Source organism: Streptomyces sp. NPDC050508, assembly GCF_040655155.1.
Classification (GTDB): domain Bacteria; phylum Actinomycetota; class Actinomycetes; order Streptomycetales; family Streptomycetaceae; genus Streptomyces.
The window spans coordinates 253,808-280,180 of the sequence record NZ_JBFAJJ010000005.1 but is presented as its reverse complement, the minus strand read 5'-3'; the positions used below and the strand labels follow the sequence as shown (position 1 = coordinate 280,180).

Annotated in this window: 23 protein-coding genes; 8 read left to right on the top strand and 15 right to left on the bottom strand. The window is 69.5% G+C overall.

Annotated elements, in window-relative coordinates:
* The first annotated feature begins 76 nt into the window (after nucleotides 1–76).
* Nucleotides 77–919, top strand: coding sequence for a siderophore-interacting protein (locus tag AB0I69_RS16770; protein WP_363096385.1), 843 nt, complete (start codon nucleotides 77–79; stop codon nucleotides 917–919).
* Nucleotides 920–972: 53 nt separating this feature from the next.
* Here the strand turns inward: AB0I69_RS16770 and AB0I69_RS16765 are convergent, their stop codons facing one another.
* From AB0I69_RS16765 to AB0I69_RS16755, 3 genes are all read right to left on the bottom strand, one after another.
* Entirely contained in the window at nucleotides 973–1,749 is a 777-nt protein-coding gene (locus AB0I69_RS16765) for an ABC transporter permease (RefSeq protein WP_363096384.1), read from the bottom strand.
* The gene (locus AB0I69_RS16760; RefSeq protein ID WP_363096383.1) at nucleotides 1,746–2,762 is read right to left on the bottom strand and encodes an ATP-binding cassette domain-containing protein; all 1,017 of its coding nucleotides are present in this window, start codon (nucleotides 2,760–2,762) and stop codon (nucleotides 1,746–1,748) included. Before AB0I69_RS16760 ends, AB0I69_RS16765 begins: the two co-directional genes overlap by 4 nt.
* 183 nt (nucleotides 2,763–2,945) lie before the next feature.
* Entirely contained in the window at nucleotides 2,946–3,566 is a 621-nt protein-coding gene (locus AB0I69_RS16755; protein ID WP_363096382.1) for a PadR family transcriptional regulator, read from the bottom strand.
* A gap of 224 nt (nucleotides 3,567–3,790) precedes the next feature.
* On the opposite strand from AB0I69_RS16755, the gene AB0I69_RS16750 reads away from it, so the two are divergent.
* The 3 genes from AB0I69_RS16750 (at nucleotide 3,791) to AB0I69_RS16740 (ending at nucleotide 7,920) form a co-directional block, all read left to right on the top strand.
* Nucleotides 3,791–5,302, top strand: a complete 1,512-nt coding sequence (locus tag AB0I69_RS16750; RefSeq protein WP_363096381.1) for an amino acid permease — start codon at nucleotides 3,791–3,793, stop codon at nucleotides 5,300–5,302.
* Between the two features lie 509 nt (nucleotides 5,303–5,811).
* Nucleotides 5,812–6,882, top strand: coding sequence for a hypothetical protein (locus AB0I69_RS16745; protein ID WP_363096380.1), 1,071 nt, complete (start codon nucleotides 5,812–5,814; stop codon nucleotides 6,880–6,882).
* A gap of 90 nt (nucleotides 6,883–6,972) precedes the next feature.
* Nucleotides 6,973–7,920: an RluA family pseudouridine synthase gene (locus tag AB0I69_RS16740; RefSeq protein WP_363096379.1), complete on the top strand. Its 948-nt coding sequence runs from the start codon at nucleotides 6,973–6,975 to the stop codon at nucleotides 7,918–7,920.
* Here AB0I69_RS16740 and AB0I69_RS16735 read toward each other — a convergent pair.
* The 6 genes from AB0I69_RS16735 to AB0I69_RS16710 all read right to left on the bottom strand — a co-directional run bounded on the left by AB0I69_RS16735 (nucleotide 7,914) and on the right by AB0I69_RS16710 (nucleotide 13,415).
* Nucleotides 7,914–9,389: a cytochrome P450 gene (locus AB0I69_RS16735; protein WP_363096378.1), complete on the bottom strand. Its 1,476-nt coding sequence runs from the start codon at nucleotides 9,387–9,389 to the stop codon at nucleotides 7,914–7,916. The genes AB0I69_RS16740 and AB0I69_RS16735 overlap by 7 nt on opposite strands.
* Nucleotides 9,390–9,491: 102 nt before the next feature.
* A complete protein-coding gene (locus AB0I69_RS16730; RefSeq protein ID WP_363096377.1) occupies nucleotides 9,492–10,112 on the bottom strand; it encodes an ATP/GTP-binding protein in 621 nt (206 codons plus the stop codon).
* On the bottom strand, nucleotides 10,093–10,497 hold the full coding sequence (locus AB0I69_RS16725; RefSeq protein WP_363096376.1) for a DUF742 domain-containing protein: 405 nt from the start codon (nucleotides 10,495–10,497) through the stop codon (nucleotides 10,093–10,095). The genes AB0I69_RS16730 and AB0I69_RS16725 overlap by 20 nt, the downstream gene beginning before the upstream one ends.
* Nucleotides 10,494–10,901: a roadblock/LC7 domain-containing protein gene (locus tag AB0I69_RS16720; protein WP_363096375.1), complete on the bottom strand. Its 408-nt coding sequence runs from the start codon at nucleotides 10,899–10,901 to the stop codon at nucleotides 10,494–10,496. The genes AB0I69_RS16725 and AB0I69_RS16720 overlap by 4 nt, the downstream gene beginning before the upstream one ends.
* Nucleotides 10,898–12,484, bottom strand: coding sequence for an ATP-binding protein (locus tag AB0I69_RS16715; RefSeq protein WP_363096374.1), 1,587 nt, complete (start codon nucleotides 12,482–12,484; stop codon nucleotides 10,898–10,900). The genes AB0I69_RS16720 and AB0I69_RS16715 overlap by 4 nt, the downstream gene beginning before the upstream one ends.
* Before the next feature lie 295 nt (nucleotides 12,485–12,779).
* A complete protein-coding gene (locus tag AB0I69_RS16710; protein ID WP_363096373.1) occupies nucleotides 12,780–13,415 on the bottom strand; it encodes a helix-turn-helix domain-containing protein in 636 nt (211 codons plus the stop codon).
* Nucleotides 13,416–13,612: 197 nt separating this feature from the next.
* On the opposite strand from AB0I69_RS16710, the gene AB0I69_RS16705 reads away from it, so the two are divergent.
* The 4 genes from AB0I69_RS16705 to atzF are packed head-to-tail and all read left to right on the top strand — an operon-like array spanning nucleotide 13,613 to nucleotide 20,212.
* The gene (locus AB0I69_RS16705; protein ID WP_363096372.1) at nucleotides 13,613–14,437 is read left to right on the top strand and encodes an urea amidolyase associated protein UAAP1; all 825 of its coding nucleotides are present in this window, start codon (nucleotides 13,613–13,615) and stop codon (nucleotides 14,435–14,437) included.
* On the top strand, nucleotides 14,434–15,033 hold the full coding sequence (locus AB0I69_RS16700) for an urea amidolyase associated protein UAAP2 (RefSeq protein ID WP_363096371.1): 600 nt from the start codon (nucleotides 14,434–14,436) through the stop codon (nucleotides 15,031–15,033). The genes AB0I69_RS16705 and AB0I69_RS16700 overlap by 4 nt, the downstream gene beginning before the upstream one ends.
* Nucleotides 15,030–18,539, top strand: coding sequence for a 5-oxoprolinase/urea amidolyase family protein (locus AB0I69_RS16695; RefSeq protein ID WP_363096370.1), 3,510 nt, complete (start codon nucleotides 15,030–15,032; stop codon nucleotides 18,537–18,539). Before AB0I69_RS16700 ends, AB0I69_RS16695 begins: the two co-directional genes overlap by 4 nt.
* 20 nt (nucleotides 18,540–18,559) lie before the next feature.
* On the top strand, nucleotides 18,560–20,212 hold the full coding sequence (gene atzF, locus AB0I69_RS16690) for an allophanate hydrolase (RefSeq protein ID WP_363096369.1): 1,653 nt from the start codon (nucleotides 18,560–18,562) through the stop codon (nucleotides 20,210–20,212).
* Between the two features lie 106 nt (nucleotides 20,213–20,318).
* On the opposite strand, the gene AB0I69_RS16685 is transcribed toward atzF, so the two are convergent.
* The 6 genes from AB0I69_RS16685 to AB0I69_RS16660 form a co-directional block, all read right to left on the bottom strand.
* Nucleotides 20,319–23,183 (bottom strand): DEAD/DEAH box helicase, encoded by a 2,865-nt coding sequence (locus tag AB0I69_RS16685; RefSeq protein WP_363096368.1) that lies wholly within the window; start codon nucleotides 23,181–23,183, stop codon nucleotides 20,319–20,321.
* A gap of 85 nt (nucleotides 23,184–23,268) precedes the next feature.
* Nucleotides 23,269–24,231, bottom strand: a complete 963-nt coding sequence (tatC, locus tag AB0I69_RS16680; RefSeq protein WP_363096367.1) for a twin-arginine translocase subunit TatC — start codon at nucleotides 24,229–24,231, stop codon at nucleotides 23,269–23,271.
* Between the two features lie 48 nt (nucleotides 24,232–24,279).
* Nucleotides 24,280–24,561, bottom strand: a complete 282-nt coding sequence (tatA, locus tag AB0I69_RS16675) for a Sec-independent protein translocase subunit TatA (protein ID WP_363096366.1) — start codon at nucleotides 24,559–24,561, stop codon at nucleotides 24,280–24,282.
* A 259-nt stretch (nucleotides 24,562–24,820) separates the two neighbouring features.
* Nucleotides 24,821–25,015 carry a hypothetical protein gene (locus AB0I69_RS16670; protein WP_363096365.1) on the bottom strand — a complete coding sequence of 65 codons (195 nt, stop codon included), beginning with the start codon at nucleotides 25,013–25,015 and terminating at the stop codon, nucleotides 24,821–24,823.
* A 19-nt stretch (nucleotides 25,016–25,034) separates the two neighbouring features.
* Nucleotides 25,035–25,331 (bottom strand): hypothetical protein, encoded by a 297-nt coding sequence (locus AB0I69_RS16665; RefSeq protein ID WP_363096654.1) that lies wholly within the window; start codon nucleotides 25,329–25,331, stop codon nucleotides 25,035–25,037.
* Between the two features lie 11 nt (nucleotides 25,332–25,342).
* Complete coding sequence (locus tag AB0I69_RS16660) at nucleotides 25,343–26,368, bottom strand: WYL domain-containing protein (RefSeq protein ID WP_363096364.1); 1,026 nt, start codon at nucleotides 26,366–26,368, stop codon at nucleotides 25,343–25,345.
* Between the last annotated feature and the right edge of the window lie 5 nt (nucleotides 26,369–26,373).

Genomic DNA, 26,373 nt, shown 5'->3' with positions numbered 1-26,373 from the left:
CCTTGGTTCTTGCCCCGCGCACAGAATCTAGTGCTAACTTAGGTAAGCCTAAGCATGGGATATCTGGGAGGCCGTCATGGCAGAACGTCCGGTACGGAAGCCGCGTAAGCCCCATTCCGCGCAGGTCATCCGCACCGAACGGCTGACCCCCCATATGCAGCGCGTGGTGCTCGGTGGCGCGGGCCTGGCCGAGTTCTCGCCGGACACCTGCACCGACCACTACGTGAAGCTGCTGTTCCCGGCCGGGGGTGCGACCTATCCCGAGCCCTTCGACATGGAGCGCATCCGCGCGGAGTTCCCGCGTGAGCAGTGGCCGGTGACCCGGACGTACACCGTGCGCGCCTGGGACCCCGAACACCTCGAACTGTCCCTGGACTTCGTGATCCACGGCGACGAGGGCCTCGCCGGGCCGTGGGCGACCCGGGTCCAGCCCGGTGAGACCGTCCACTTCATGGGCCCCGGCGGCGCCTACGCCCCCGACGCGGGCGCCGACTGGCATCTGCTCGCCGGGGACGAGAGCGCGCTGCCCGCGATCGCCCGCGCCCTGGAGTCGCTGCCCGAGGGCGCCACGGCGCATGCCTTCGTGGAGGTCTCGGGCCCCGAGGAGGAGCAGAAGATCGACTCGGACATCGAGGTCGTCTGGCTGCACCGCGGGGACCGTCCGGTCGGCGAGGCGCTCGTCGAGGCCGTACGGGCGCTGGAGTTCCCGGAGGGCCGCGTGCACGCGTTCGTGCACGGAGAGGCGGCCTTCGTGAAGGACCTGCGCGGGCTGCTGCGGGTCGAGTTGGCGATCCCGCGCGAGGACCTGTCGATCTCCGGGTACTGGCGGCTGGGCCACAACGAGGACGGCTGGCAGGCGTCCAAGCGGGACTGGAACGCGAAGATCGAGGCGGAGCAGGAAGGCGTGGCCGCGGCCTAGGAACGACGAGGACAGGGGCGGCACCTTCGAGGTACCGCCCCTTTGCTGTACCCCTACACCGACCGCTGGTACGACCTGAACGTACGGATCGACAGCCACACCGCCACTACCGCGAGCCCCAGCAGCGCACCGCCCCGGCTGAGCACGTCACCCCAGTCGGGATGCTCGCTCATCGCCGAACGGCCCGCCACCATCGCCCAGTTGAGCGGGTTGAAGTCGGCGATGTGCCGCATCCACGAGGGCATCTGGGACGGCGCCATGAACGCGCTGGACAGGAACGTCAGCGGCAGCAGCAGGAAGGTGTTGATGCCGATGATCGACTCCCGCTGCTGCACCAGCATGCCGAGCGCGTTCGACAGCGCCCCGAAGATGGTCCCCAGCAGCACGGACGCCACCACCAGGATCACGATGCCGCCGATGCCGCCCGGGTAGTCCGCGCCGCCGAGCAGTCCCAGCAGCACGATGATCGCCGACTGGAGCGCGGTGACGAGGCCGTTGTTGACGACGTTGCCGTTCATCAGCGCGGCCCTGCTGACCGGGGTGGTCAGGAAGCGGTTGAGAGTGCCGCGCTGGATCTCCTCCAACGTGCCCATGCCCGCCCACATGTTGGAGCTGAGGGCGCTCATCACGACCACGCCCGGGACGAGGTAGTCCAGATACGAGGTGGTGCCGAAGCCTCCGAGTTCGACGACCTTCTTGAAGAGGTTGCCGAACAGGAACAGCCAGATCACCGGCTGGATGAGGGTGATGATCGCGAAGGCGGGCTGCCGTGCGAACACCATGAGTTGACGCTGCGTCATGTACCAGGTCTGGGATACGGCCGTACTCATCGCGCACCTCCGGCGAGGGCGAGCTGCCCGGTGCTGTTCGCGTCGGCCTCGGCGTAACGGCGGCCCGCGTAGCGGAGATAGACGTCGTCCAGCGAGGGACGGGCGACGGTCGCGCTGGCGACCCCGACGCCGGCCCGCTCGAACGCCGCCAGCAGGACGGGCACCGCGGCCGCTCCGTCGTCGGCGCGGGCACTGACCCGGCGCCCGTCGACCAGCACCTCGTGCACGCCCGGCAGTCCGAGGAGAGTGCCCCGCAGCAGCGTACGGCCGGCGTCGCCGACCGCTTCCCGCAGCTCCAAGTGGACGGCGTCGCCCCGGAGTTCGCCCTTGAGGGAGTCGGGGGTGCCTTCCACGACGACCCGGCCGCGGTCGACGATCGCGATGCGTTCGGCGAGCCGGTCGGCCTCTTCGAGGTAGTGCGTGGTGAGCAGGATGGTCAGCCCCTCCTCCCCCGCCAGCCGGCCGATCTCGTCCCACATCGCGGTGCGGGCCTCCGGGTCGAGGCCGGTGGTGGGCTCGTCGAGGAACAGCACCTCGGGCCGGTGGACCAGGCCGAGCGCCACGTCCAGGCGACGGCGCATACCGCCGGAGTAGCCCTTCACCGGACGCTTCGCGGCGTCGGCGAGAGTGAAGCGGTCGAGGAGCTCGTCCACCCGCTTGGTGAGGGCGGCGCCCCTCAAGCCGTAGAGCCTGCCCTGGAGTTGGAGGTTCTCGCGGCCGGTCGCCGTCGGGTCCGCGCCCGAGTTCTGGGCGACCACGCCGATCGCGCGGCGGACCCGGTCCGGGTGGCGCAGCACGTCGTGGCCGGCGACGGTGGCCGTGCCGGAGTCGGGCCTGGCGAGGGTGGTGAGGATCTTGACGGTGGTGGACTTGCCGGCGCCGTTCGGGCCGAGGAGGCCGAAGACGGTGCCGGGTTCGACGGTGATGTCCATGCCGTTGAGGGCGGTGACATCGCCGGGATAGGTCTTGATGAGTTGACGCGCCTGGACCGCGGGCGCACGGGTACTGCCCATGACAGCTCTCCAAAGAATGAGCGGATGTGCGATGTGAAAGGTCACGACTGATCCGCGTGAAGAGCGCCCGGCTATCCTGGGTGTGCCGCACCTCGATCGCCTGGCTTCGCCGCACGGCGGGTCAGTTCGGGGTTCGTGACCCCGGCGGGGCTGCTCCAACAGCCCGGTCGGGGTCAGTCTCATCTATGCGAACTCCGGTGGCGGCTCCCCCGTTTCGTGGAAGTGGCGCCAGCCTTCGACGCCGAGCATCGAGCCCTTCCTGATCTCCTCCAGCAGGCCGCGGACCCATTCGGCCTGTGCCTCGATCATGTGCAACTGGTACTCGACCTCGATGAGGAAGAGCCGGGGCACCGACTCGTAGAGCTTCTCCAACGCACCGCGCTCGCCGGCCGCCTGCACCTCCAGGTTCTTCACCCGCTCCTCCAGGAGCGTCATCACCTCGTCGGGGTGCAGGGCGCCCAGCAGTGAGAGGGCCGTCTCGAAGATCGGGAACTCCTTGACGGGGCGGGCCAGCAGCTCGGACAGCCACTCGGTCATCTCCTCGCGACCGGCCGCGGTCAGTCCGTAGACCGTGCGCTCGGGGCGGTTGCCCTTCCGCTCCACGTCGGCGACCTCGACGAAGCCGTGCTTCTCCAGGTTCTGCACGACCGTGTAGAGCGAGCCGTAGTTGATCTTCGTGCTGGTGTCCTTGCCCTGGCGGCGCAGGGTCTGGGCGATCTCGTACGGATGCATGGACCCCTGACAGAGGGTGACCAGCACGGCGAGTGCCAGCGGGTTACTGAGCTTGCGTCGCTTCGCAGCCACTGGGACCACCGCCTCCACTCGCACCTCGCATCCGAATATCCGTGACCGAACATATCGTGAGCAGTACGCGAGCGTCAATACACACGATGTATCGCGTTTTTGGTGCGACGACAAGAGCGTGAGGACTTAGGCCCGCCCCAGACACGGCGGCGTGACGCGGCCGAAACAGCCCCTCCCTAATTTCTGTCACCCGACAGGAATTCGCGCCGAAGGCAGGTGCCGCCGTGGCCACAACCACCCCCTCCGACGTACGCCCCGATCCGCCCCACTCCCCCGACGACGGCTCCCTCGCGGAGTTCGGCTACCGCCAGGAGCTGCACCGCAGCCTCGGCCGGTACGCGTCGTTCGCGGCCGGGTTCTCCTTCATCTCCGTACTGACGACCGTCTTCCAGTTCTTCGCCTTCGGCTACGCGTTCGGCGGCGCCGTCTTCTTCTGGGCCTGGCCGGTGGTGCTGGCAGGCCAGTTGCTGGTCGCGGCCTGCTTCGCGGAACTGGCCGCGCGCTACCCGATCTCGGGCGCGATCTACCAGTGGTCGTCCCGCCTCTCGAACGCGACCTTCGGCTGGTTCGCCGGCTGGATCATGGTGATCGGCCAGATCGTGGTCGTCGCGGCGGCAGCACTCGCCCTCCAGATGGTGCTGCCGGCGATCTGGTCGGGCTTCCAGCTGGTGGGCAGCGACCCGGCACCCACCTCACCGGACGGCGCGGCCAACGCGGCGGTCCTGGGCGTGATCCTGCTGGTCCTGACGACGCTGGTGAACATCCTCGACAACCGCGTGATGTCGGTGATCAACCGAGTCGGAGTGACGGCGGAGATCATCGGCGCGATCCTGATCGTCGTCCTCCTCCTGACCCACTCGAAGCGCACCCCGAGCATCACCTTCCACACCGGCGGCGGCCTGGAGAGCGGGCTGCTCGGCGCGCTGCTGGTCGGCTCGTTCACGGCCGCGTACGTGATGATCGGCTTCGACAGCGCGGGCGAGATGAGCGAGGAGACCCACAACCCCCGCCGTACCGCGCCCCGCACGATCCTCACCGCGCTCGGCGCCGCGGGCCTGCTCGGCGGCCTCATCATCCTCGGCGGCCTGCTCGCCGCACCCAGCCTGACCGACGGCCACCTGGGCGTCGACGGCCTCAGCTACGTCCTGACGAGCAGCCTCGGCGACGGGGTGGGCAAGGCCCTGCTGGCCGACGTGGTGGTGGCGATCGCGGTGGCGACGCTGGCCATCCAGACGGCGGCCTGCCGCATGCTCTTCTCCATGGCCCGCGACGGCCAACTCCCGTTCTCCGCCCGCCTGTCCAAGGTCAACCCCCGCACGGGCATGCCCAGCGCCCCCGCCCTCGTCGTGGGCGTCCTCTCGGCCGCCCTGCTCCTCCTCAACTTCGCCTCCCCGGACGCGTTCCTCGCCATCGGCACCACCTGCATCGTGATGCTGTACCTGGCGTACGCGATGGTCACCGGCCCGCTGCTGCTGCGCCGCCTGCGCGGCGAGTTCAGCACCGACGGCACCGACGAGACGGGCGCCCGCCTGTTCTCCCTCGGCCGCTGGGGGGTGCCGGTCAACGCCCTGGCCCTGGTCTACGGCCTCGTCATGACCGTCAACCTGGCGTGGCCGCGGGCCGCGGTGTACGACCCGGCGGGCGGGCACTGGTACTTCCAGTGGTTCACGGTGCTGTTTCTTCTGGCCACCGTGGGGATCGGGGCCGTGTACCGGTGGAGGCGGGCAGAGCGATAGGCACTCTCTCTCCGCGCCGGGCATCGGCGAGGGCCTGCGGCCCGGCACGGAGAGACGCCACTTGCCGTACCCGCGGGGACAACTTCCGCCCGTTTCCCACCAGTTCACTCTCACAACCGTGACCGAAAGAGACCCGACCCTTTCGTACTGATGCTACCCATGACAACATTTCAACCAAGTGCGCCCCTCGTATGCCGTCGTACGCTCCTACTCGCTCCTTCTCTGGGATCGAGGCCGCGCGCACGCTTGGGATTCAAGCCATAAGTGGGATGTTCTTGCGGAGGCTCGTGGTCATGGCATCAAGTTGCGTCAAAGTCGCGGCAGTAACACCGGACATGCTCGCTTGGCAGGGCACCGCACAGGAGGCCCTGGCGCATATGTCAGAAGCACGCGGCATTCAGGACCTGCTGCATCGCTCGCACGAACTGTGGTGCGGACCGAATTGCAATCGCAGTACGGCATGCACGTACCTGCACTATCCGCGAGAACCCGTGACAGCCTTCCACCCCGTGACCACGAGGTCCCGCTACAACAAGCACACCGCCCACCTGTACACCGTGATGGGCGCGGGGGGCTACGCCGGCCCGGTCTCGCAGTCCCACCGGATCAACGTGTGGCCGTTGCTGGACAGGGTGCTGGAACGGTGGGACACGTCCGGGGGACGACTGAGCGCGGCTCCGGAACACTATTCCGACTGGACGAAGAAGCGTGACGCCAGCGCTGCCGACACGGTGTCACGGGCGTGCCGGGACACCATCCAGTGGATGGCCTGCTGGTGCGGTGACCGGTACGGCGCGGATCCGCTGGGGCTCCACTACGTCGCCTTCGCCACCATCCTCGACGACATCTGCATACCTCCGCTCGATCTGGTCAGCGGCCGCTTCCGCATGTACGGACGCTCCGTACCCGATCTGGCGCGGGCCATGGACGCGGCCGGCTGGGGGCACGACGCGGTCCATGCGCTGTTGTCACTGATCAGGCAGTCCATCGCCCAGTACGCGGAGAAGATGGACTTCCGCCCGGGAGACGCACACGTCGGACTCCATGACGAGCTGAAGAATTCGCCGAGCATGTGGGACGGTGTCATATTCCGCGGGAATACAGGAAACGCATATGGGACCGCCATCACGGTCGCCCGGAACAGCGGAACGGGTCCGGTGTCCTTCCCCTGGCTCATGGACAGCGCCTTGTGCGACTGCCTCTCCATGGACCTGTGCAAGTCGATGCTCGGCATCTACTCGGTGGACAATCACCAGCCGACGTCGAATGGCCACCGGACGGAGAAAAGGAAGGCCAGCTACCGGTCCATCTACCTCGACCTCATCGACGATCTGGTCTTCACCGGTGCACCGGAGCCGCTGGTTCATTTCGGCCGCAGCGGTTTCCTCTTCGTGCAGATCCAGGACCGGTACCAGGAACGCCGGCATGGAGAGCGATTCCCGCTGGCTCCACCGATGGCCCGCGAACTCAGGCGGCTTTTCGGCGAGGAGCCGACAAATGAATGGCTCGACTCCGTTTTCGCCAGCGGCGAGGAGAAGCCGGCTCAGGAACTCGTGTGGTCACACCGTCGCGCCGGATGACGGGTCGGGGCCAACGTCGGATCGCCGTGGTGCGGCCCCTGGGCGCGACCTGATCAGCGGGTTGTCCCGGGGCCCGTACGCTTGATGGTGATGAGACGCAAGCCACGGATCCCGCCCCCTCCGCTGCCGCAGCTGCACGGGGTGGATCCGGTGCGGGTGCGACTGCCCGCGGAGGGCCCGTGGGCCACCGTTCGCGAGTACCTGGTGGAGCGGCTGTCCGGGGCGGGTGTCGGCGTCGTGGACGGGATGTTCGACGCGGGAAAGTTCGTCGGTGCCGACGGACGGACCGTGGCCCGCGCCGCGGGGTACGCACCGGGCATGTTCGTGTGGTTCCACCGGGAACTGCCCGACGAGGTGCCGGTGCCGTTCCCGCTGGAGGTCGTGCACCGGGACGAGCACATCGTCGTAGTCGACAAACCGCACTTCCTCGCCACCACCCCGCGCGGCAGCCATGTCGTCGAGACGGCACTGGCCCGGCTCCGCAGGGAGTTGGACATCCCGGCCCTCGGCGCCGCGCACCGGCTCGACCGACTCACCGCCGGACTGGTGCTGTTCACCGTGCGGCCCGAGGAACGGGGCGCGTACCAGGCGCTGTTCCGGGAGAAACAGGTGCGGAAGGAGTACGAGGCCGTCGCCCCCTACGAATCCGGGCTCCCCCTCCCCGCAACCGTGCGCTCCCGAATTCTGAAGGAGCGGGGCGTGCTGGCCGCACAGCAGGTCGAGGGCGAGGTCAATGCCGTCAGCCGGGTCGAGTTGGTCGAGCGGCGCGATGGTCTCGCCCGGTACCGGCTCGTGCCCAGTACCGGGCAGACGCATCAACTGCGGGTCCACATGAGCGCGTTGGGCGTACCCATCCTCGGCGATCCGCTGTATCCCGTGGTGACCGACCCCGTGCCGGACGGTGATTTCCGGCGACCGCTCCAACTGCTGGCCCGGGCGCTGGAGTTCACCGATCCGGTCACGGGAACGGAGCACCGGTTCCGGAGTGCGCGCGCTCTCGAAGCCTGGAACTCCTACGGCGACTGGGCCGGTCAGTAACCGCGCCACCAGAGCAGGAAACGGCGCCAGGCGCCCATCGGGCGGGCCGGTTGCCCGGGTGCCGGCGCCGCCGGAGCTGTCGGCTGGGGTTCCGGGACGACGACGGCCGGCTCGGGCCGCGTGGTGCCGATGTGCCAGTCGGTGCGCTGCACCGGGACGGGCGCGTGGCCGGGCTGCGCCTCCACGTCCTGCTGGGGCTTCGGCTCGAAGCGCACCGGCAGTTCCACCAGGTGGCGGTTGGAGATGGACGCCCGCCAGCGCAACTCGTCCTCCTCGCAGTCGAGTTGGACGTCCGGGAGGCGGGACAGCAACGCGTCGACGCCCACGTCGGCGATGGCACGGCCGATGTCCTGGCCCGGACACTCGTGCGGGCCACCGCTGAAGGCGAGGTGCGAGCGGTTGCCCATCATGTTGGCCGACAGGTCGGGACGGACGCGCGGATCGACGTTGCCCGGCGCGATGCCCAGGAGGAGGCCGTCGCCCTTGCGGATGCGCTGGCCGCCCAACTCGGTGTCCCGCTTGGCGAAGTAGGCGAAGACGGTGCTGAACGGCGGCTCGTCCCACAGGGACTGCTCGACCGCCTGGGGCACGGTCATCTGGCCTCCGTTGAGCTGAGCACGGAAACCCGGGTCGGTCAGCACCAGCCGCAGTACGTTGGCGAGGAGGTTGGTCGTGGCCTCGTACGCGGCCATCAGGACGACGCGCAGGTGCTGGCCGACCTCCTCGTCGTCGAGCCGCGCCGAGTTGTTGATCAGGTAGCTGGTGAAGTCGTCCTCGGGTGCGGCCCGGCGACGGGCGGTGAGCCGCATCAGGACGTCCATGACGTACGCGTTGCTGGCGATGGAGGTCTCGGTGCCCTTGAGCATGTCGCGGGCGGCGTGCACCATCCGGTCGTTGTACTCGTCGGCCATGCCGAGGATCTCGCACATCACCGCCATGGGCAGGTGCTCGGCGTACTGGCCGACCAGGTCGGCCCTGCCCTCCTCGCAGAACTGGTTGACGAGGTGCTGGGTCGCACGGTTGATATGGCGGCGGACGCCCCGGTGGTCGATGGTCGACATGGCGCTGGTGACCGCGCCGCGCAGTCGCACATGCTCTTCGCCCTCGGCGTGGGCGCAGATGGGCTGCCAGGCGAAGTGCGGCATGAGCGGGTGGTCGGGTTTGACCGTCCCGTCCCGCATGGGGCCCCACAGGCGGTTGTTCTTGCAGAACTGCGTGGGTGTGCTCACCATCTGCAGGTTCTCGCTGTGGCCGAGCACCACCCAGACCGGCACGTCCTCATGCAGCAGCACGGGAGCCACAGGGCCGTGCTCCTTGCGGAGTTCCTCGTACACGGCTCCCAGGTTCTCCGCCCCGGGGCCGTACAGCCGACGCAGCCCGCCGGGGCCGGCACCGTGCGCGGGGCAGCCGGGGGGCGGGGCGGCCGGGTAGTCGTCCGTACCGGCCGGAGAGAGGGGTTCAGGCGTCACGATGATCGCTCCGAAGCTGAAGTGGATCCGGTGTCTGGTCAGGGGTGGGGTCCCCGGATCGAGCGGTTCGAACGAAGCCGGGAACGTGGACGGGTGCGGGGCTCACGTGGGGGCCTTCGCCATCTCCAGCGAATGCAGGAAGCGCATCAGGGCCATCAGGACGTCCCGGCTGGAGGCGCGGCGGCGCGCGTCGCACTCCACGATGGGGATGTCCGGCGCCAGGTCGAGCGCCGTACGCAGGTCCTCGACGGGGTAATGCGGGCCGTCCGGGAAGGAGTTGACGGCGATCACGAACGGCACACCGCGCTCCTCCAGCCGTCCTATGACGTCGAAGCTGACTTCGAGGCGCCGTGTGTCGATCAGCACCACCGCGCCGAGCGCGCCCTCGAACAGCCCGTTCCACAGGAACCAGAAGCGTTCCTGGCCGGGGGTGCCGAAGAGGTAGAGCACCAGTTGGTCGGTGATGCTGATGCGGCCGAAGTCCATCGCGACGGTGGTGGCCGTCTTGGTGTCGGAGCCGTAGTTGTCGTCGACTCCGACGCCGGCCTGCGTCATGGTCTCCTCGGTCGTCAGCGGTCTGATCTCGCTGACCGAACCGACCATGGTCGTCTTGCCGACCCCGAAGCCGCCGACGATCACGATCTTCACCGCGGCCTGGGCCGTGTGCGGGAGGTGGTCCTCGGACCGGGGACCCGTGATGGTGTCAGAGCTTTTGAAGTCCATGCATCACCGCTTCGAGGAGGGAACGGTCGGGGAGCGCCTGGCGGACGATCGGGGCGCGCGCCTGCACCAGTTCGGCCGCGAGCAGCTCGGTGAGCAGGACGGTCACCACGCTGTACGGCAGGTTGAGATAGGCCGACAGCTCGGCCACGGACAGGGGGGCGATACAGAGCCGGAGCAGGGTCGTCTGCTCGGGGGTGGCGGACTGCGGCGCGTCGGCGCGGGCCACGATCAGCGTGACCAGGTCGAGTTCGGCCCGGTCGCCGTCCTCGGCCGCGCCGGTGAGCACGTACAGCCGTTCCGGGATCTTTCCTTCGCCCTGCTTCTTGCCGGGTTCGGGCGGCGGTCCTTCCTTCGGATGTCGCCGCCGGCGTTGCGGAGGAGTCATACGGTCTGCCCGTTGCGCCTCGGCGGGCTGGTGAGGTGGGCGCCGATTCTGACGACGAGGTCGCGCATGCGGTTGCTCATGTGGCCGGGTTCGGCGATGACGTCGGAGAGCACCGCGAGATAGGCGTTGGCGCCCGCGGCCATCAGGTAGAAGTAGCCGCCGTTGATCTCGATGATGACCATCTTCATCCGGCCGTCGCTGCCCGGGATCTCGGAGGCGACGGCACCGGCCAGGCTCTGCAGTCCGGCGCAGGCCGCGGCGACCCGGTCGGCGGCGTCGGGGTCACCGCCGTAGCGGGCGATGCGCAGTCCGTCGGCGGAGAGGACCACGATCTGCTGGATGCCGGGTACGCCGTCGGCGAGATCCTTGAGCATCCAGTCGAAGTTGGCTCGCTGCTGGATCACTTGAGGTCCCCCTCGTCGTCGGCCTCGACTCGGGCCGGCTCGGTCTTCTGGGTGAAAGCGGTCGGGTCCGGGTCGCCCTTGAGGCCTTCCATGAACGCCTCGACCCACAGGCCCGGTTCGGGTTCGTCCTTCTTCTCCGGCTCCGGCTCGGGCGTGCCCCAGGCGGAGCGGGCCTCCCGTGCGGCGGCCTCGGCGCGCTCGGCGGCGGCCTGTTCGGCGTACCGCTGGGCGAGCGGGACCTTGACCCGGCTGCGGCGCTGCGGCAGGCCGCCGGCCGTCCACTCGGTGACCTCGGGGACGTCGTCCTCCATGCTCACCCCGGCCGGGATACGCGGGCTCGTGGGGCGGCGCCGCTTGATCGTGCGCTTGGGACCCTCGACCGCGCCGAGTTCCGCCTTGGGCGCGGCGGTGGCGCCGATGCCGTGGGCGAGGCCGGGTGCGGTGCCGGGGGTGAGCATCTCGCTGGGCACGATGAGGACGGCGCGGACGCCGCCGTAGGCCGAGGCGCGCAGCGAGATCTGCATGTTGTACGTGGCACAGAGCCGGCCGACGACGGCGAGGCCCAGGCGCGGGCTCTCGCCGAGGTCCTGGAGGTCGGTGCCTGCCTTGGCGCGCTCCAGCATGCCCTCGGCCCGGGCCCGGGACTCCTCGCTGAGGCTGACGCCGCCGTCCTCGATCTCGATGGCGACACCGGTCTGCACCTCCACGGCGGTGACGTGGACCTTGGTCTGCGGGGGCGAGTAGCGGGTGGCGTTGTCGAGGAGTTCGGCCGCCGCGTGGATGACCGGCTCGACGGAGATGCCGCGGATGTTGACCTTGGCGATGGAGTGCAGCTCGATGCGCCGGTACTCCAGGATGCGGGACATGGCGCCGCGCAACACGCTGTACAGCGGCACCGGTTCGGGCCACTGGCGGCCGGGGCGACCGCCGCCGAGCACCGAGATGGAGTCGGCGAGACGGCCGATCAGCGCGGTGCCGTGGTCGATGCGCAGGAGGTCGTCGAAGACCTCGGGGTTACGGCCGTGGTCCTCCTCCATCTCCCGGAGTTCCTTGGCCTGTTGGTGGACGATGGCCTGCACGCGGCGGGCGATGCTGACGAAGGAGCGCTGCGCGGAGTCACGCATGTTCTCCTCGCGCTCGACGATGGTGAGCACGGTCCTGAGCAAGTCGCGCTGCGGCTGGGGAAGTTGCCGCCAGTCGGCATCGGTGTCGACGACTTGGCGAATCACCTCTCCGGGGGATTCGCCGCTGCTGAGCCGGTACAGCGTGGCGGGGAGGATCTCCTTGCCGAGGCGGACCATCTCGTGGTTCTGGTCGGCGAGTCGCCGTTCCAGATACGCGGTGTGACGGTCGTGCTCGGCGCGCAGGACCCGCAGGTTGCGTCCACGGCGAACCGCTTCGGCCGCCGTGGCGATCACCAGGAGCGTGGCGACGACTCCGCACCAGCCGACGGCGATCCGGGCAGGCCCCGCCACCAGGGCGACGGCGGCCCCGGTCGCCGCGGCCATCACTATGGCAGGCGGCAACAGCACACGCGCGTAGGGAAGTTCACGGCCGGCGGGAGGCGATTGAACACTCACCATGTATGCCCTCTAAAGACAGGTCGACTGGGGGGATGGGGGAAATCTGGGGGGAGCTTCTGTATCTTTTGCATGTTTGGGAACAAGCGCACGAATACAGCCCAACTCGGTGCGCTGCGGGCGAGCTTAGTCCGACCGGATCATCGCTGTGTCATATTCAGCAAGCCCCTGAAAAGGGACATGGAAGAGGAGTACCCTCAGCCCATTTACACGCTGTGGCTTCATTCGCACACGGCGAGTGACGGCGTACGGGCATACGAAAGTCACTCACCGTAAGGAGTGAAGCGTCCGTTCCTGATCAGATTCCGGCGATGCGCAACGCGGCGTCGGCCGTCGCCTCCGCGAAGGCGGACACCGGCCGCTCGGGGTCGGAGCGGTGCACGAGGATGACGCCCTCGATCAGCCCGAAGACCAGATCGGTACGCAGCTCCAGCTCGCTCTTGGCGAGCGCCCCGCCGGCGGCGGTCGCGGCGAGCAACTGCCGGTAGGCGTCCTTGAGTTCGGCGCGTACGGCGTGGAAGCCGGCGAAGCGTTCGGCGCGCACCTCGGGCAGTAGATAGAGCCCCCCGAGGTTGTGCGAGCCGCCGCACAGCAGCTCGACGTCGGTGCGGCACAGCTCCCACAGCCGGTCCTCGGCCGGGGTGGCGTCGTCCGCGAGGAGTTCCCGGGCGTAGGTCAGCGAGGGCGTGACCGTGGACTCCAGGAGGTCCGCGAGCAGCTCCTCCTTGCCGGAGACGTAGTGGTACATCGACGCCTGCCGCATGCCCGCGCGCTCGGCGACGGCCCGGGTGGTGGTGGCCGCGTAGCCGCGGGTGGTGAACAACTCGGCGGCGGCGGAGAGCAGTTCGGCGCGCGGGGACAGTCCACTGTCCGGCCGCTGGTCGGCCCGCGGCCTGCCGACCCGGCGGCCCCCCTGTGCACCTGTTGTCCCCATGCGTTCGATCCTCGCACACGGCCCCGCACGGCGAACGCCCACCGAAGACCCGTCGAACGCCCGGCGATCTCCGTGAGGGCTCGGTAACCGACCGGCAACACCCGGGCAACCCCGGTGACCCGCCCGCCTCCTAATTTCTGTCGAGCGACAGAAATGTCGTACGACCAAGACGTCCCCGCAGCCGGAGGTCCCCCGCGATGGCGACAGCGACCACATACGGAGCCCGCGCCCACGCCCGCGCCCAGGAGGGCAAGCAGGCCGAGGCGATGCCCGTCGTCCCGGCCGGCGACTGGCCGGCACCGCCCTGCGAGGCGGGCCACCTGGTGTGGGCCGAGACCGTCGCGGGCGGCAACTACACCCACCGCGTCCTGGCCCGCGGCACCGAACTCCGCCTCACCGACCTGCGCGGCGACGCCTGCGCCCACCTGCTCCTGTACGCGGCCGACCGCCCCTGGGAACGGCTGAACGTCGCCGACACGGTCAAGGTCCAGTGGAACGCCTACCTCGGCGAGGGCCAGCTCCTCCTCTCCGACCAGGGCCGCGTCCTCGCCTCCCTGGTCGCCGACACCTCCGGCCACCACGACGCCCTGTGCGGCACCTCCACGCTCGTCCGCAACACCGAGCGCTACGGCGACGGCACCCCACAGTCCAACTCCCCTGCCGGACGGGAGCTGTTCAAGCTCGCCGCCGCCAAGAACGGCCTGGAACCACGCGACTTGCCACCCTCGCTCTCCTTCTTCCAGGGCGTGGAGGTCCGCGACGACGGCTCCCTCGACTTCACCGGCTCGACCGGCCCCGGCGGCAGCGTGACCCTCCGCGCCGAACAGGACGTGACCGTACTGATCGCGAACGCGCCGCACCCGGCCGACCCGCGCGACGACTACGTCAGCACCCCGCTGGAGGTGCTCGCCTGGCGCGCCGAGGCCACCAAGCCGGGCGACCCACTGTGGGAGGCCACGCCCGAAGGCCGCCGCGCCTTCCTCAACACCACCGAGTTCCTTGCCGCGAGGGGGATCGCATGAAGACCGTGACCGTACCGGCGCGTGCCGCCTGGTCGTCCGTCGTCCACGCGGGCGAGACGCTCACCATCACCGACCTGCACGGCAACCAGGCCGTCGACTTCCTCGTCTACGACGCCCACGACACGTCGGTCCGCTACAGCGCCCCCGACACCATCCACGCCCAGGGCAACCTCTTCCTCACCACCGGCAGCGTGCTGATGTCCAACGAGCACACCCCGCTGATGACGGTCACGGACGACGAGGTGGGCCGGCACGACACGGTGGGCGGCGCCTGCTCCAAGGAGTCCAACACCCTGCGCTACGGCCACCACACGTGGTCGCAGCACGCGTGCGTGGACAACTTCCTCGCGGAGGGCGCCCGTTACGGCCTCGGCAAGCGCGACCTGGTCTCCAACATCAACTGGTACATGAACGTGCCGGTCGAGAAGGACGGCACCCTCGGCATCGTCGACGGCCTCTCCGCTCCGGGTCTGAAACTGACCCTGCGCGCCGAACGCGACGTCCTGGTCCTGGTGTCCAACTGCCCCCAGATCAACAACCCTTGCAACGGCTTCGAGCCGACGGCCGTGGAGATGACCATCGGGGTCCCGGAATGACCTTCGACACGCTGCTGATCGCCAACCGGGGCGAGATCGCCGTCCGCATCATCCGCACGGCCCGCGAACTCGGCCTGCGCACGGTCGCCGTGCACTCCGACGCCGACCGCTCGGCACCCCACGCACGGCTCGCCGACGAGGCGGTACGACTCGGCCCGGCACCGGCCAAAGAGTCCTATCTGGACGCCGACTTGGTGCTCAAGGCGGCCAAGGACACGGGCGCGGGCGCGATCCACCCCGGCTACGGCTTCCTCTCCGAGGACGCGGCCTTCGCACGCCGCTGCGAGGACGCCGGCATCGTGTTCGTGGGCCCGACGCCCGGCCAGTTGGAACTGTTCGGCGCCAAACACACGGCACGGGCGGCGGCAGAGGCGGCGGGAGTCCAACTGGCGCCCGGCACCGGTCTGTTGGCAGACCTGGACGAGGCGCTCAACCAAGCAGCCCTGATCGGCTACCCCGTCATGCTCAAGGCGACCGGCGGAGGCGGCGGCATCGGCATGTCGGCCTGCCACTCCGCCACCGAACTCGCCGAGGCCTGGGAGCGGGTGCAGCGCGTCGCCGCCGCCTCCTTCTCCTCCGCCGGTGTCTTCCTGGAACGCCTCGTCGAGCACGCCCGCCACGTCGAGGTACAGGTCTTCGGCGACGGCGAGGGCAAGGTCGTCACCTTCGGCGACCGCGACTGCTCCCTCCAGCGCCGCAACCAGAAGGTGGTGGAGGAGGCCCCCGCACCGGGACTCCCCTCGCGCATTCGCCGACAACTGGCCGAGTCCGCCCGCGACTTGTGTGCCTCGGTCGGCTACCGCTCCGCAGGCACGGTCGAGTTCGTCTACGACGCGACGCGCGAGGAGGCCTACTTCCTGGAGGTCAACACCCGCCTCCAGGTCGAACATCCGGTCACCGAGGAGGTCTACGGCGTCGACCTGGTCGCCTGGATGCTGCGCCTGGCCCGCGGCGAGACCGACGTCGTCCGCGAACCCGGCACCCCACGCGGCCACGCCGTCGAGGCCCGCGTCTACGCCGAGGACCCGTCCCGCGAACACCGGCCCAGCGCGGGCCTGTTGACCCGGGTCGAGTTCCCGCACGGCGTGCGCGTCGACGGCTGGGTGGAGACCGGAACCGAGGTGACGACGTCGTACGACCCGATGCTCGCGAAGGTCATCGCGTACGGCTCCGACCGCGCCCACGCGCTCAGGCGGCTCGACGAGGCGCTGGCCCGCACCCGCGTGGACGGCATCGAGACCAACCTGGGCCTGGTACGGGCGGCGCTGGCCGAACCGGACTTCCGTGCGGCCACCCACTCCACGGCGACCCTCACCACCGTCACGGACCCCACTCCCCGGATCGAAATCATCGCCGGCGGCACCCTCACCACCGTCCAGGACTGGCCCGGCCGCACCGGCTACTGGCAGGTCGGCGTACCCCCGTGCGGCCCGATGGACGACCTCTCCTTCCGCCTCGGCAACCGCGCGCTCGGCAACGAGGAGGGCACCCCCGGCCTCGAATGCACCCTCCAGGGACCGACGTTGAGGTTCACCCACGCCACAACGGTGTGCGTGACGGGCGCCCCCGCACCGGTGACCATCGACAGCACGCCCGTCCCCCAGTGGGAACCGGTGACGGTACCCGCGGGATCGGTCCTGGAAATCGGCGCACCGGCCGAACACGGCCTGCGGACCTACGTGTTGTTCGCGGGCGGCCTGGACGTGCCCGCCTTCCTCGGCAGTGCGAGCACCTTCACCCTGGGCCGCTTCGGCGGCCACGGCGGCCGGGCGCTGCGCACCGGTGACGTCCTGCACGGCGGCACGGTCACCGAGGGCACACCGGTCCCGTCGGCCGACCGCCCGACTTTCGCCGCCGTATGGGACGTGGCAGCGGTCGAAGGCCCGCACGCGGCACCGGAGTTCTTCACCGAGGACGACATCCGCGACTTCTACGCGGCCGACTGGAAGGTCCACTTCAACTCGGCGCGCACGGGCGTCCGCCTGGTCGGCCCGAAGCCCCGCTGGGCCCGCACCGACGGCGGCGAGGCGGGCCTGCACCCGTCCAACATCCACGACACCCCGTACTCGGTGGGCGCCGTCGACTACACGGGCGACATGCCGGTCCTGCTCGGCCCCGACGGCCCTTCACTCGGCGGCTTCGTCTGCCCGGCGACGGTCATCAGCCAAGAGCGTTGGAAACTGGGCCAGTTCAGGCCCGGCGACACGGTGTGCTTCGCCCCGGTGAACGTCGACGGCTCGCCCCGCCCCGACATCGTGGACGGCGGAATCCTGGCCCGGGACGGAGACGTCACCTTCCGCCGCAGCGGCGACGACAACCTCCTCGTCGAATTCGGCCCCATGCAGCTGGACCTGGCGCAGCGCATGCGGGTCCACGCCCTGATGGAGGCAGTGTCGGAGGCCGACTTCGAGGGCGTCACGGACCTCACCCCAGGCATCCGCTCCCTCCAGATCCAGACGGACCCGAGCCGCCTACCCCAGTCCGAACTCCTGTCCTCCGTAAGGGAGATAGCGGCGGCACTCCCGCCCACGGACCAACTGATCGTCCCCTCCCGCACGGTCCACCTCCCCCTCTCCTGGGACGACCCGGCGACGCGCGAGGCGATCGCCCGCTACATGGCCGGTGTCCGCGACGACGCCCCTTGGTGCCCCTGGAACATCGAGTTCATCCGCCGCGTCAACGGCCTGGACTCGGTCGAGGACGTCTACGCCACGGTCTTCGACGCGGAATACCTCGTACTGGGCCTGGGAGACGTCTACTTGGGCGCTCCCGTGGCGACCCCTCTGGACCCCCGCCACCGCCTGGTGACGACGAAGTACAACCCGGCCCGCACCTGGACGGCCGAGAACTCGGTCGGCATCGGGGGTGCCTACCTCTGCATCTACGGCATGGAGGGCCCCGGCGGCTACCAGTTCGTGGGCCGTACGACCCAGGTGTGGTCGGGTTGGCAGCAGCGCGGCGCGTTCGAGCAGGGCTCGCCCTGGCTCCTTCGCTTCTTCGACCGCATCAAGTGGTACCCGGTGGAGCCGGACGAACTCCTCGATCTCCGGGCCGACATCACCTCCGGCCGTTTCGTCCCGCGCATCGAGGAGGGCACGTTCTCGCTCGCCGAGTACGAGGCGTTCCTCACCGAGAACGCCGAGTCCATCGCGGAGTTCAGGTCCCGCCAGCAGACCGCGTTCGGCGCGGAACGCGATGCCTGGGAGGCGGCGGGCGAGTTCACCCGGGCGGAGGCGGCAGCAGCCCCGGCACCACCGCAGGCCGAGGTGACGGTCCCGGCGGGCGGACGCCTGGTGGAGGCCGAATTCGCGGCCTCCGTCTGGCAGTTGAACGTGGAGCCGGGTGACGAGGTGACAGTCGGCCAACCCCTCCTGGCCCTGGAGGCGATGAAGATGGAGTCCAGGGTGCACGCGCCCATGGCCGGCGTAGTCACGGAAATCCTGGCCAGGCCCGGCGACCAGGTCGAGGCGGGCACGGCGTTGCTCGTCCTGGCCCCCGCAAGCTGAACCGCAAGGAGCAACAAGAGATGTCGACCATCGTGTCCCGAGTCCGCGCCGCCTACGCCCGCATCGAGGCCGTGGACCGCCCCGAGATCTGGATCGACCTGCGCCCACAGGCCGAGGTCGAGTCCGAGGCACGGGCGATAGCCGATCGAGTGGCGGCAGGCGAACAACTCCCCCTCGCCGGGCGCCTGTTCGCGGCCAAGGGCAACATAGACGTCCACGGCCTACCGACAACGGCGGGCTGCCCTGCATACGCCTACGAGCCGTCGACCGATGCCCCGGTGGTGGCCCGGCTCCGCGCGGCCGGCGCGATCGTGCTCGGCACCACGAACCTCGACCAGTTCGCCACGGGCCTGGTCGGCACCCGCTCCCCGTACGGCGCGGTCCGCAACGCCCACGACCCGGCTCGGATCAGCGGCGGCTCCAGCGCCGGTTCGGCCGTCGCGGTGGCCCTGGGCATCGTGGACTTCGCCCTCGGAACCGACACGGCGGGCTCGGGCCGGGTCCCCGCCGCCTTCAACGGCATCGTCGGCCTCAAGCCCACCCGGGGCCTGGTCCCGACAGCGGGCGTGGTCCCGGCCTGCGCGTCGATCGACTGCGTGACGGTCTTCGCCCGCACGCTCCCGGAGGCCGAGCAGGCCCTGTCCTTCATGACCTCCCCACCGGCCCGCGCCCTCCCGCCCCTCCCCCAGCGAGCCCCCGGCCCATGGCGCATCGCGGTCCCGCCACGCGACCTGCTGGGCGAACTGGACGAGGGCTGGGCGGCGGCGTACGAGGCGGCGGTGGAGCGGCTCAGGAGCGCGGGCGCCGAGATCCGCACCCTGGACCTCACCCCCTTCACGGAAGCGGCGGCGATGCTCTACCAGGGAGCGTTCGTGGCCGAGCGCTACACAGCGGTAGGAGCCTTTGTCGACAAGGCGATCGCATCCGGTACCGAGGGCCTGGACCCCACAGTCACCGGCATCATCACCCGAGCCCGAGACATCCCGGCCCACCAGCTGTACGCGGACCAGGACCGCCTGGACTCCCTACGGACCCGAGCCCTCTCCGAACTGACGGACGCGGACGCCCTGTTGCTCCCGACGACTCCAGGTCACCCGACCCTGGCCGAGGTGGCCGAAGACCCGCTGGGCGCGAACGCCCGCCTGGGCCGCTTCACCAACTCCACGAACCTCTTCGACCTGGCGGCGGTGGCAACCCCGTCGGGCGACGTGAACGGCCTCCCCTTCGGGGTGATGCTGATCGGCCCGGCATTCACGGACGACCGCCTGGCGCAGATCGCACGCGCCCTGGACCCTTCAGTCCAACTGGCAGTCGTGGGCGCCCACTTGACGGGTCAGCCCCTGAACCCCCAACTCCTGTCCCTGGGCGCCCGCTTGGACCGCACGACAACAACGGCCCCGGTGTACCGCTTGCACGCCCTGGCAACGACTCCGCCCAAGCCGGGCTTGGTCCATGTGGGCGAGGGCGGCGCGAAGATCGAGACGGAGGTGTGGCGCCTACCGGCGGAGGGCCTGGGCCACTTGCTGGCGAGCCTGCCCCGCCCGATGACACTGGGAAGCGTGGAACTGGCAGACGGTACCCGGGTCCCGGGTTTCTTGTGCGAGCCGGCGGCGCTGGAAGACGCCGAGGACATCACAAGCTACGGCGGCTGGCGACCGTACGTGAGCTCTTAAAGGGGCGCAGCGCACAACCCCCTAGGGGCGCGGGGCTGTGTCAATATGCGGCTCCGCCGCGTGGGCGCGACCAGCCACAGCCAACCCGCACCCGCCCCCAAACCCGTCACCCCACCGACGAGTAGGCCACAACCCCCCGCAGCAACAACTCAACAGCCTTACGCGCATTCTTCGCCACGGTAGAAGTCGCCTCCCCACCAGTAACCGGCGCCGCAGCAGAAATCTGCCCCAGCACATCGATCACCTGCTTACACCACCGAACAAAGTCCCCGGCAGGCATCTCCACCTCGCGAAGGACCTCGTCCAACCCCTTCCCACTGGCCCACATATACGCGGCCCAGGCAAACCCGAGATCAGGCTCCCGCTGCCCGACCCCTTCGGTCTGGGTGATCCGGAAGTCCTCCTCAAGCGCATCGAGCCGCCCCCAGATCCGCACCATCTCCCCCAGCGCGGCCTTGGCCGGCCCGGACGGCACCTTGGGTGTCGTCGCGTCGTCACTGACCCGAGCCTCGAACACCAACGCAGAGACGCACGCGGCGAGTTCAGCAGGAGCAAGCCCCTCCCAGACACCCTCCCGCAGACACTCACTGGCAAGCAGATCGAGCTCGCCGTACAGCCGGGCCAGCCGCTTCCCGTGCTCGGTGACCTCGTTGCCCCGCAGATAGTCCAGCTCGGTCAGCAGCGCCACGATCCGGTCGAAGGTCCGGGCGATCGTGTTCGTCCGCCCCTCGATCCGCCGCTCCAACTGCGTGGTGTCCCGCTGCAGCCGGTGATACCGCTCGGCCCAACGGGCGTGATCCTCACGGTCGGTGCAGCCGTGACACGGATGCGCCCGGATCGCCGTACGCAACTGCGCGATCTCCCGGTCGTCCGCGGCCTGGGACCGCTGCTTGCGGGCCCGCTCCGGCGGAATGTGCCCGGCCTTGGTGCGCAGTGCGGAGGCCAGGTCCCGACGGGACTGCGGGGAACGGGCGTTGAAGGTCTTCGGGATCCGCATCCGGTCCAACGCCTCGACGGGCACCGGGAAGTCCATCGACGCGAGCCGCTTGACCTGCCGTTCGACCGTGAGGACGAGCGGGCGCGGCCCGTCGTGCTGCTCGAAGCCGCGGTGACCGTTGGACCGCCCGGCGGGCAGTCCCGGGTCCAACACCAGTGCCAGTCCGGCGTACTTGCCGGTCGGGACATGGATGATGTCTCCCGGCTTGAGCTTCTCCAGTGCGACGGCGGACTCGGCCCGCCGTAGCGCCACGCCCTGCCGGGCGAGCTCGGTCTCGCGGTCCTTGAGCTCGCGGCGCAGCCGCATGTAGTCGTCGAAGTCGCCCAGGTGGCAGGTCATGGAGTCCTTGTAGCCCTCCAGACCCTCCTCGTTGCGCTGCACCTGTCGCGAGATCCCGACGACCGACCGGTCGGCCTGGAACTGCGCGAAGGACGTCTCCAGCAGCTCACGCGACCGGTGCCGCCCGAACTGCTCCACGAGGTTGACCGCCATGTTGTACGACGGCTTGAAGCTGGAGCGCAGCGGATACGTGCGCGTGCCGGCCAGTCCGGCGAGGTGCTCGGGGCTGATCCCGCGCTGCCACAGCACGACGGCGTGGCCCTCGACATCGATGCCGCGGCGGCCGGCCCGGCCGGTCAACTGGGTGTACTCGCCGGGGGTGATGTCGGCGTGCTGCTCGCCGTTCCACTTGACGAGCTTCTCCAACACCACCGAGCGCGCGGGCATGTTGATGCCGAGCGCCAGGGTCTCGGTGGCGAACACGGCCTTCACGAGCCCGCGCAGGAACAGTTCCTCGACGACCTCCTTGAACGTTGGCAGCATGCCCGCGTGGTGGGCCGCGATGCCGCGCTCCAGGCCTTCCAACCACTCGTAGTACCCGAGGACATGCAGGTCCTCGTTCGGAATGGACGCCGTGCGCTCCTCGACGAGGGCGCGCACCCTCTCCCGCGCCTCGTCGTCGTTGAGCCGCAGCCCGGCGTACAGACACTGCTGTACGGCTGCCTCGCAGGCGGCGCGGCTGAAGATGAACGTGATGGCGGGCAGCAGGTCTTCGTTGTCCAGCCGCTCGATGACCTCGGGGCGTCCCGGTGTCCACACCCGGGAACGCGATCTGCGCTCCCGCTCCCGGTCGGCCTCGCGCATGGCACGGCCGCGCTTGCGGTCCTGGTACGAGGGGCGCTGCGCTTCCATGCGGGCCAGGCGCGTGAGGTCGGGGTTGACGGCCTTCTTGTTGCCCTCGCCCTCTTCGAAGAGGTCGTACATCCGCCGCCCGGCGAGCACGTGCTGGAACAGCGGGACCGGCCGGTGCTCGGAGACGATCACCTCGGTGTGGCCGCGGACGGTGTCGAGCCAGTCGCCGAACTCCTCGGCGTTCGACACGGTCGCCGACAGCGAGACCAGGGTCACCGACTCGGGGAGGTGGATGATCACCTCTTCCCATACGGCGCCGCGGAAGCGGTCGGAGAGGTAGTGCACCTCGTCCATGACCACGTAGCCGAGGCCGAGGAGGGTCTGCGAACCGGCGTACAGCATGTTGCGCAGCACCTCGGTGGTCATCACGACCACCGGGGCTTCGGAGTTGACGCTGTTGTCGCCGGTGAGCAGGCCGACCTTGTCCGCGCCGTAACGGCGGCACAGGTCGGCGTACTTCTGGTTCGACAGTGCCTTGATGGGGGTCGTGTAGAAGCACTTCTTGCCCTGCTGGAGGGCGAGGTGGACGGCGAACTCGCCGACGATCGTCTTGCCGGAGCCGGTGGGCGCCGCGACCAGCACGCCCTTCCCCGCTTCGAGCGCCTTACAGGCCTCGATCTGGAAGGGGTCGAGACCGAAGTCGTACATCTCGCGGAAGTCCGCGAGCGCGGTGGCCTGCTCGGCTGCCCGCAGGCGGGCTGCCGCGTACCGCTCGGCCGGGGAGAGGTCCTCTGTCATCGTGCTTTCGAGCGTACCGGGCGCCACTGACAACAGGACGATCATTATCCGTTCCCATGAGTCCTCCACACACGGAGACCGGCCGCCCGCGCTGCGGGAACGGCCGGTCTCGGCGGAGTCAGGAACGTGATCAGGTCACGTCGTCATAGCCGTTGACCCGGTCGGAACCCGTGCCGTTCGCCTGCTCGGGCAGGGCTGCCCGGCCGGCCGGGACGGCCTCGACGTCGCCGATGTCCTCGGGGGTGAGGTCCAGGTCCGAGGCCTCGTCGTCACCCGGTCCCTCCGCATCGCGGCGGCGCTTGCGCCGGTCGTTGAGCAGGGAGAAGACGACAGCGGCGAAGTACAGCACCCAGATCGGCCCGGCCAGCGCGAGCATGGTCAGCGGGTCGGTGCTGGGGGTGGCGACGGCCGCGAAGACCGTGATGCCGAGGATCATGCCGCGCCACCAGCCGAGCATCCGCTTGCCGGTCAGCGCACCCGTGAGGTTGAGCATGATCAGCAGCAGCGGCAGCTCGAAGGAGAGGCCGAAGACGAGCACCATGCGCGTGACCAGGTCGAGCAGGTCGTCCAGCGGCAGCAGGTTGTTGACGTCCTTGGGCGTGAAGCCGATCAGGACCTGCGCCGTGGTGGGCAGCACCCGGTAGGCGAAGTAGGCGCCGCCGAGGAACAGCGGGACGCCGGTGCCCACGAAGGAGAGCGCGTACTTCTTCTCGTTCTTGTGCAGGCCGGGAGCGACGAAGCCCCACAGCTGGTACAGCCAGACCGGGGAGGCCAGGACGACACCGGCCATCAGGGACACCTTCAACGCCAGCGTGAACGGCGTCAGCAGACCGTTTATCGTGATCTGCGCACACGGCTGGGACGTCTTGGACGTCTTCGCCAGCTGCTCGAAGTTCTGGGAGCAACCGACCGAGTGCAACACCGGCTTGGTGATGATGTTGACGATGTCGTTGTAGAAGAAGGCGGCCACGCAGGTCACCACGATGATGGCGAGCATCGCCTTCGCGAGCCGGTTGCGCAGCTCGCGCAGATGGTCCGCGAGGGGCATCCGCCCCTCGGGGTCCTTCTCCTTCGTGCGGGCAGACTTAGGCAACCCACGTCCTCATCTCGTGCGGCAGGCCGGGGGCGTCCCGGCCCTGCGTCAGCGCTTGGTGGTGTCCGACGGCTCGGTGACGGGACGCGAGCTGGTCACGTCGCCGGGAGCCGCCTGGATGGTGCGCTGCACGGGCTCGTCGGTGGTCGGCGGGCCGGCCGGGGCGGGAGTGCTGTTGCCCTCTTCCTTCATCGCCTTGGCTTCGCTCTTGAGGATGCGAGCGGACTTGCCGAGCGAGCGGGCCATGTCCGGAAGCTTCTTCGCGCCGAACAGGAGCACGATGACGACGAGGATGAGAATGATCTCGGGAGCTCCGAGCCTTCCGAACATAAGTCTTTACCTTCTCACCGAGGCGGCTGGGGTGGGGTGCTGTCCGATCGGTCGGACATCTGTCCGACCTTCGTGCTGCCAGCGATCGTAACGCTCAGGGGTAAACGTGAGGCAATCCCCGTGCGTACTCCCGGTCCGCGCTCCGGGCCTCGTTATCCGGACCGCGATCAGCAGCGTACCCGCCTCCACCGACAACGTGACAGGGCAAAGTGACGCGAAGCGCATGAGGCACGCAACTCACACCTCGCGCATACGTGACTCACAGTGCGTCGACGGAACGGGCCGTCGCCACGGCCGCTCGCTCCAGGTCCTCGGCCGCCCGGTTGATGCGCTGCGCGGAGTCCGTGACCTGGCGTCCGAGTCGCTGTGCCTCCAGGAAGACCCGGACGGCGAGCACGCCGAGCACGGCGAGACCCAGGAAACCCACAGCTACCGCGAACATCGCCCAGAACATGGGGCGAGCCTAGACCCTGCTAGACGACGGAGGTCAGCCGCAGGGTCCTGACGCCACCGCCGGTGAGCAGTTCGACGATCCGCTCGCCCGCCGGCTTGCGTACGGCCGCGCCGCAGTCGGGGCAGGTGAAGGAGTAGAAGGTGGTGCGGCTGGTGGCGCCGATGGCGAGGCGCAGAGCGCTCGCCGCCAGTTCGAAGTTGCCCCGGCAGTCCGGGCAGCCCGCTCTGAACATCACGGGGACCACGCTCTTCATCCCGGCGAACGCGGCGGCCACCGTCATCTCCGGACCATCGGAGACGCCCGGAACACCCGTCATCGTCGACTCGCTCACAGCCCCTGCTCCTGCCTCTCGTCAACACCGTGCACTGCGTCAACAACACCCTGCGGTCCGTCGTACGCCGCCAACGCCTCACGCGCGGCCCGGCGGGCGCTGTCGGCGAGGTCGCTCGGCGAGACGATCCGGCCGTCGCGCCCGAGCCGCAGGGCCAGGCGTCTCAGGGACGTGGGGTCGGGGGTGCGCAAGCTAATACGCAGCCCGCCGTCGGGAAGCTCATCGGCACTGTCGTGCGGGTAGTACTCGGCGACCCAGCGCCCGCCCGGACCCACCTCGACCACGACCTCCGGGTCCTCGGCGGCGGGCTGCACCAGCGCCTCCGACAGGTCCCGCAGCTCGATCTCGGGCGGTGCGGACGGCTCGTCGAGGATCTTGATCTCGGCGACCCGGTCGAGGCGGAAGGTGCGGCGCGCCTCGGAACGGCGGCACCATGCCTCCACGTACGTGTGCCCGACGCTGACCAGCCGGATGGGGTCGATCTCGCGCTCGGACAGTTCGTCGCGAGCGGGCGAGTAGTAGCGGATCCACAGGCGTCGGCGCTCGGAGATCGCCCGGTCGACGTCCGCGAAGACACCGCCCTCGGACTCGAAGGTCACCGAGAGGCGTGCGCTGGCACCGGCCGCCTCACCGGCCGCCGCCTCCAGCTTGGCGTTGGCCCGCAGCAGCGCCTGCCGGTCGCTCTCGCGCAGGCCCGGCAGAGTGGATACAGCGCGGGCGGCGACCAGCAGCGCGGTCGCCTCGTCGGCGGCGAGCCGCAGCGGTTCGGCGACGTCGTCCGGGTTGTGCCACCAGATGCGGTCGCCGTCGGTGTCGATGTCGAGCAGGTCGCCGCCCCGGAAGCTGGTCCCGCACATGGGCAGGACGTCGAGGTCGGAGACCAACTCGTCCTCGGTGATCCCGAAGGCACGGGCGACGTCCTCGACGCGTGCTCCGGGGCGCTCCTTGAGATAGGTCACCAGGGAGAGCATCCGCCGGGTCTGGTCGATGGCGCTCGTGGGCCTGACCGGTTTGCCTGCCACAGTTC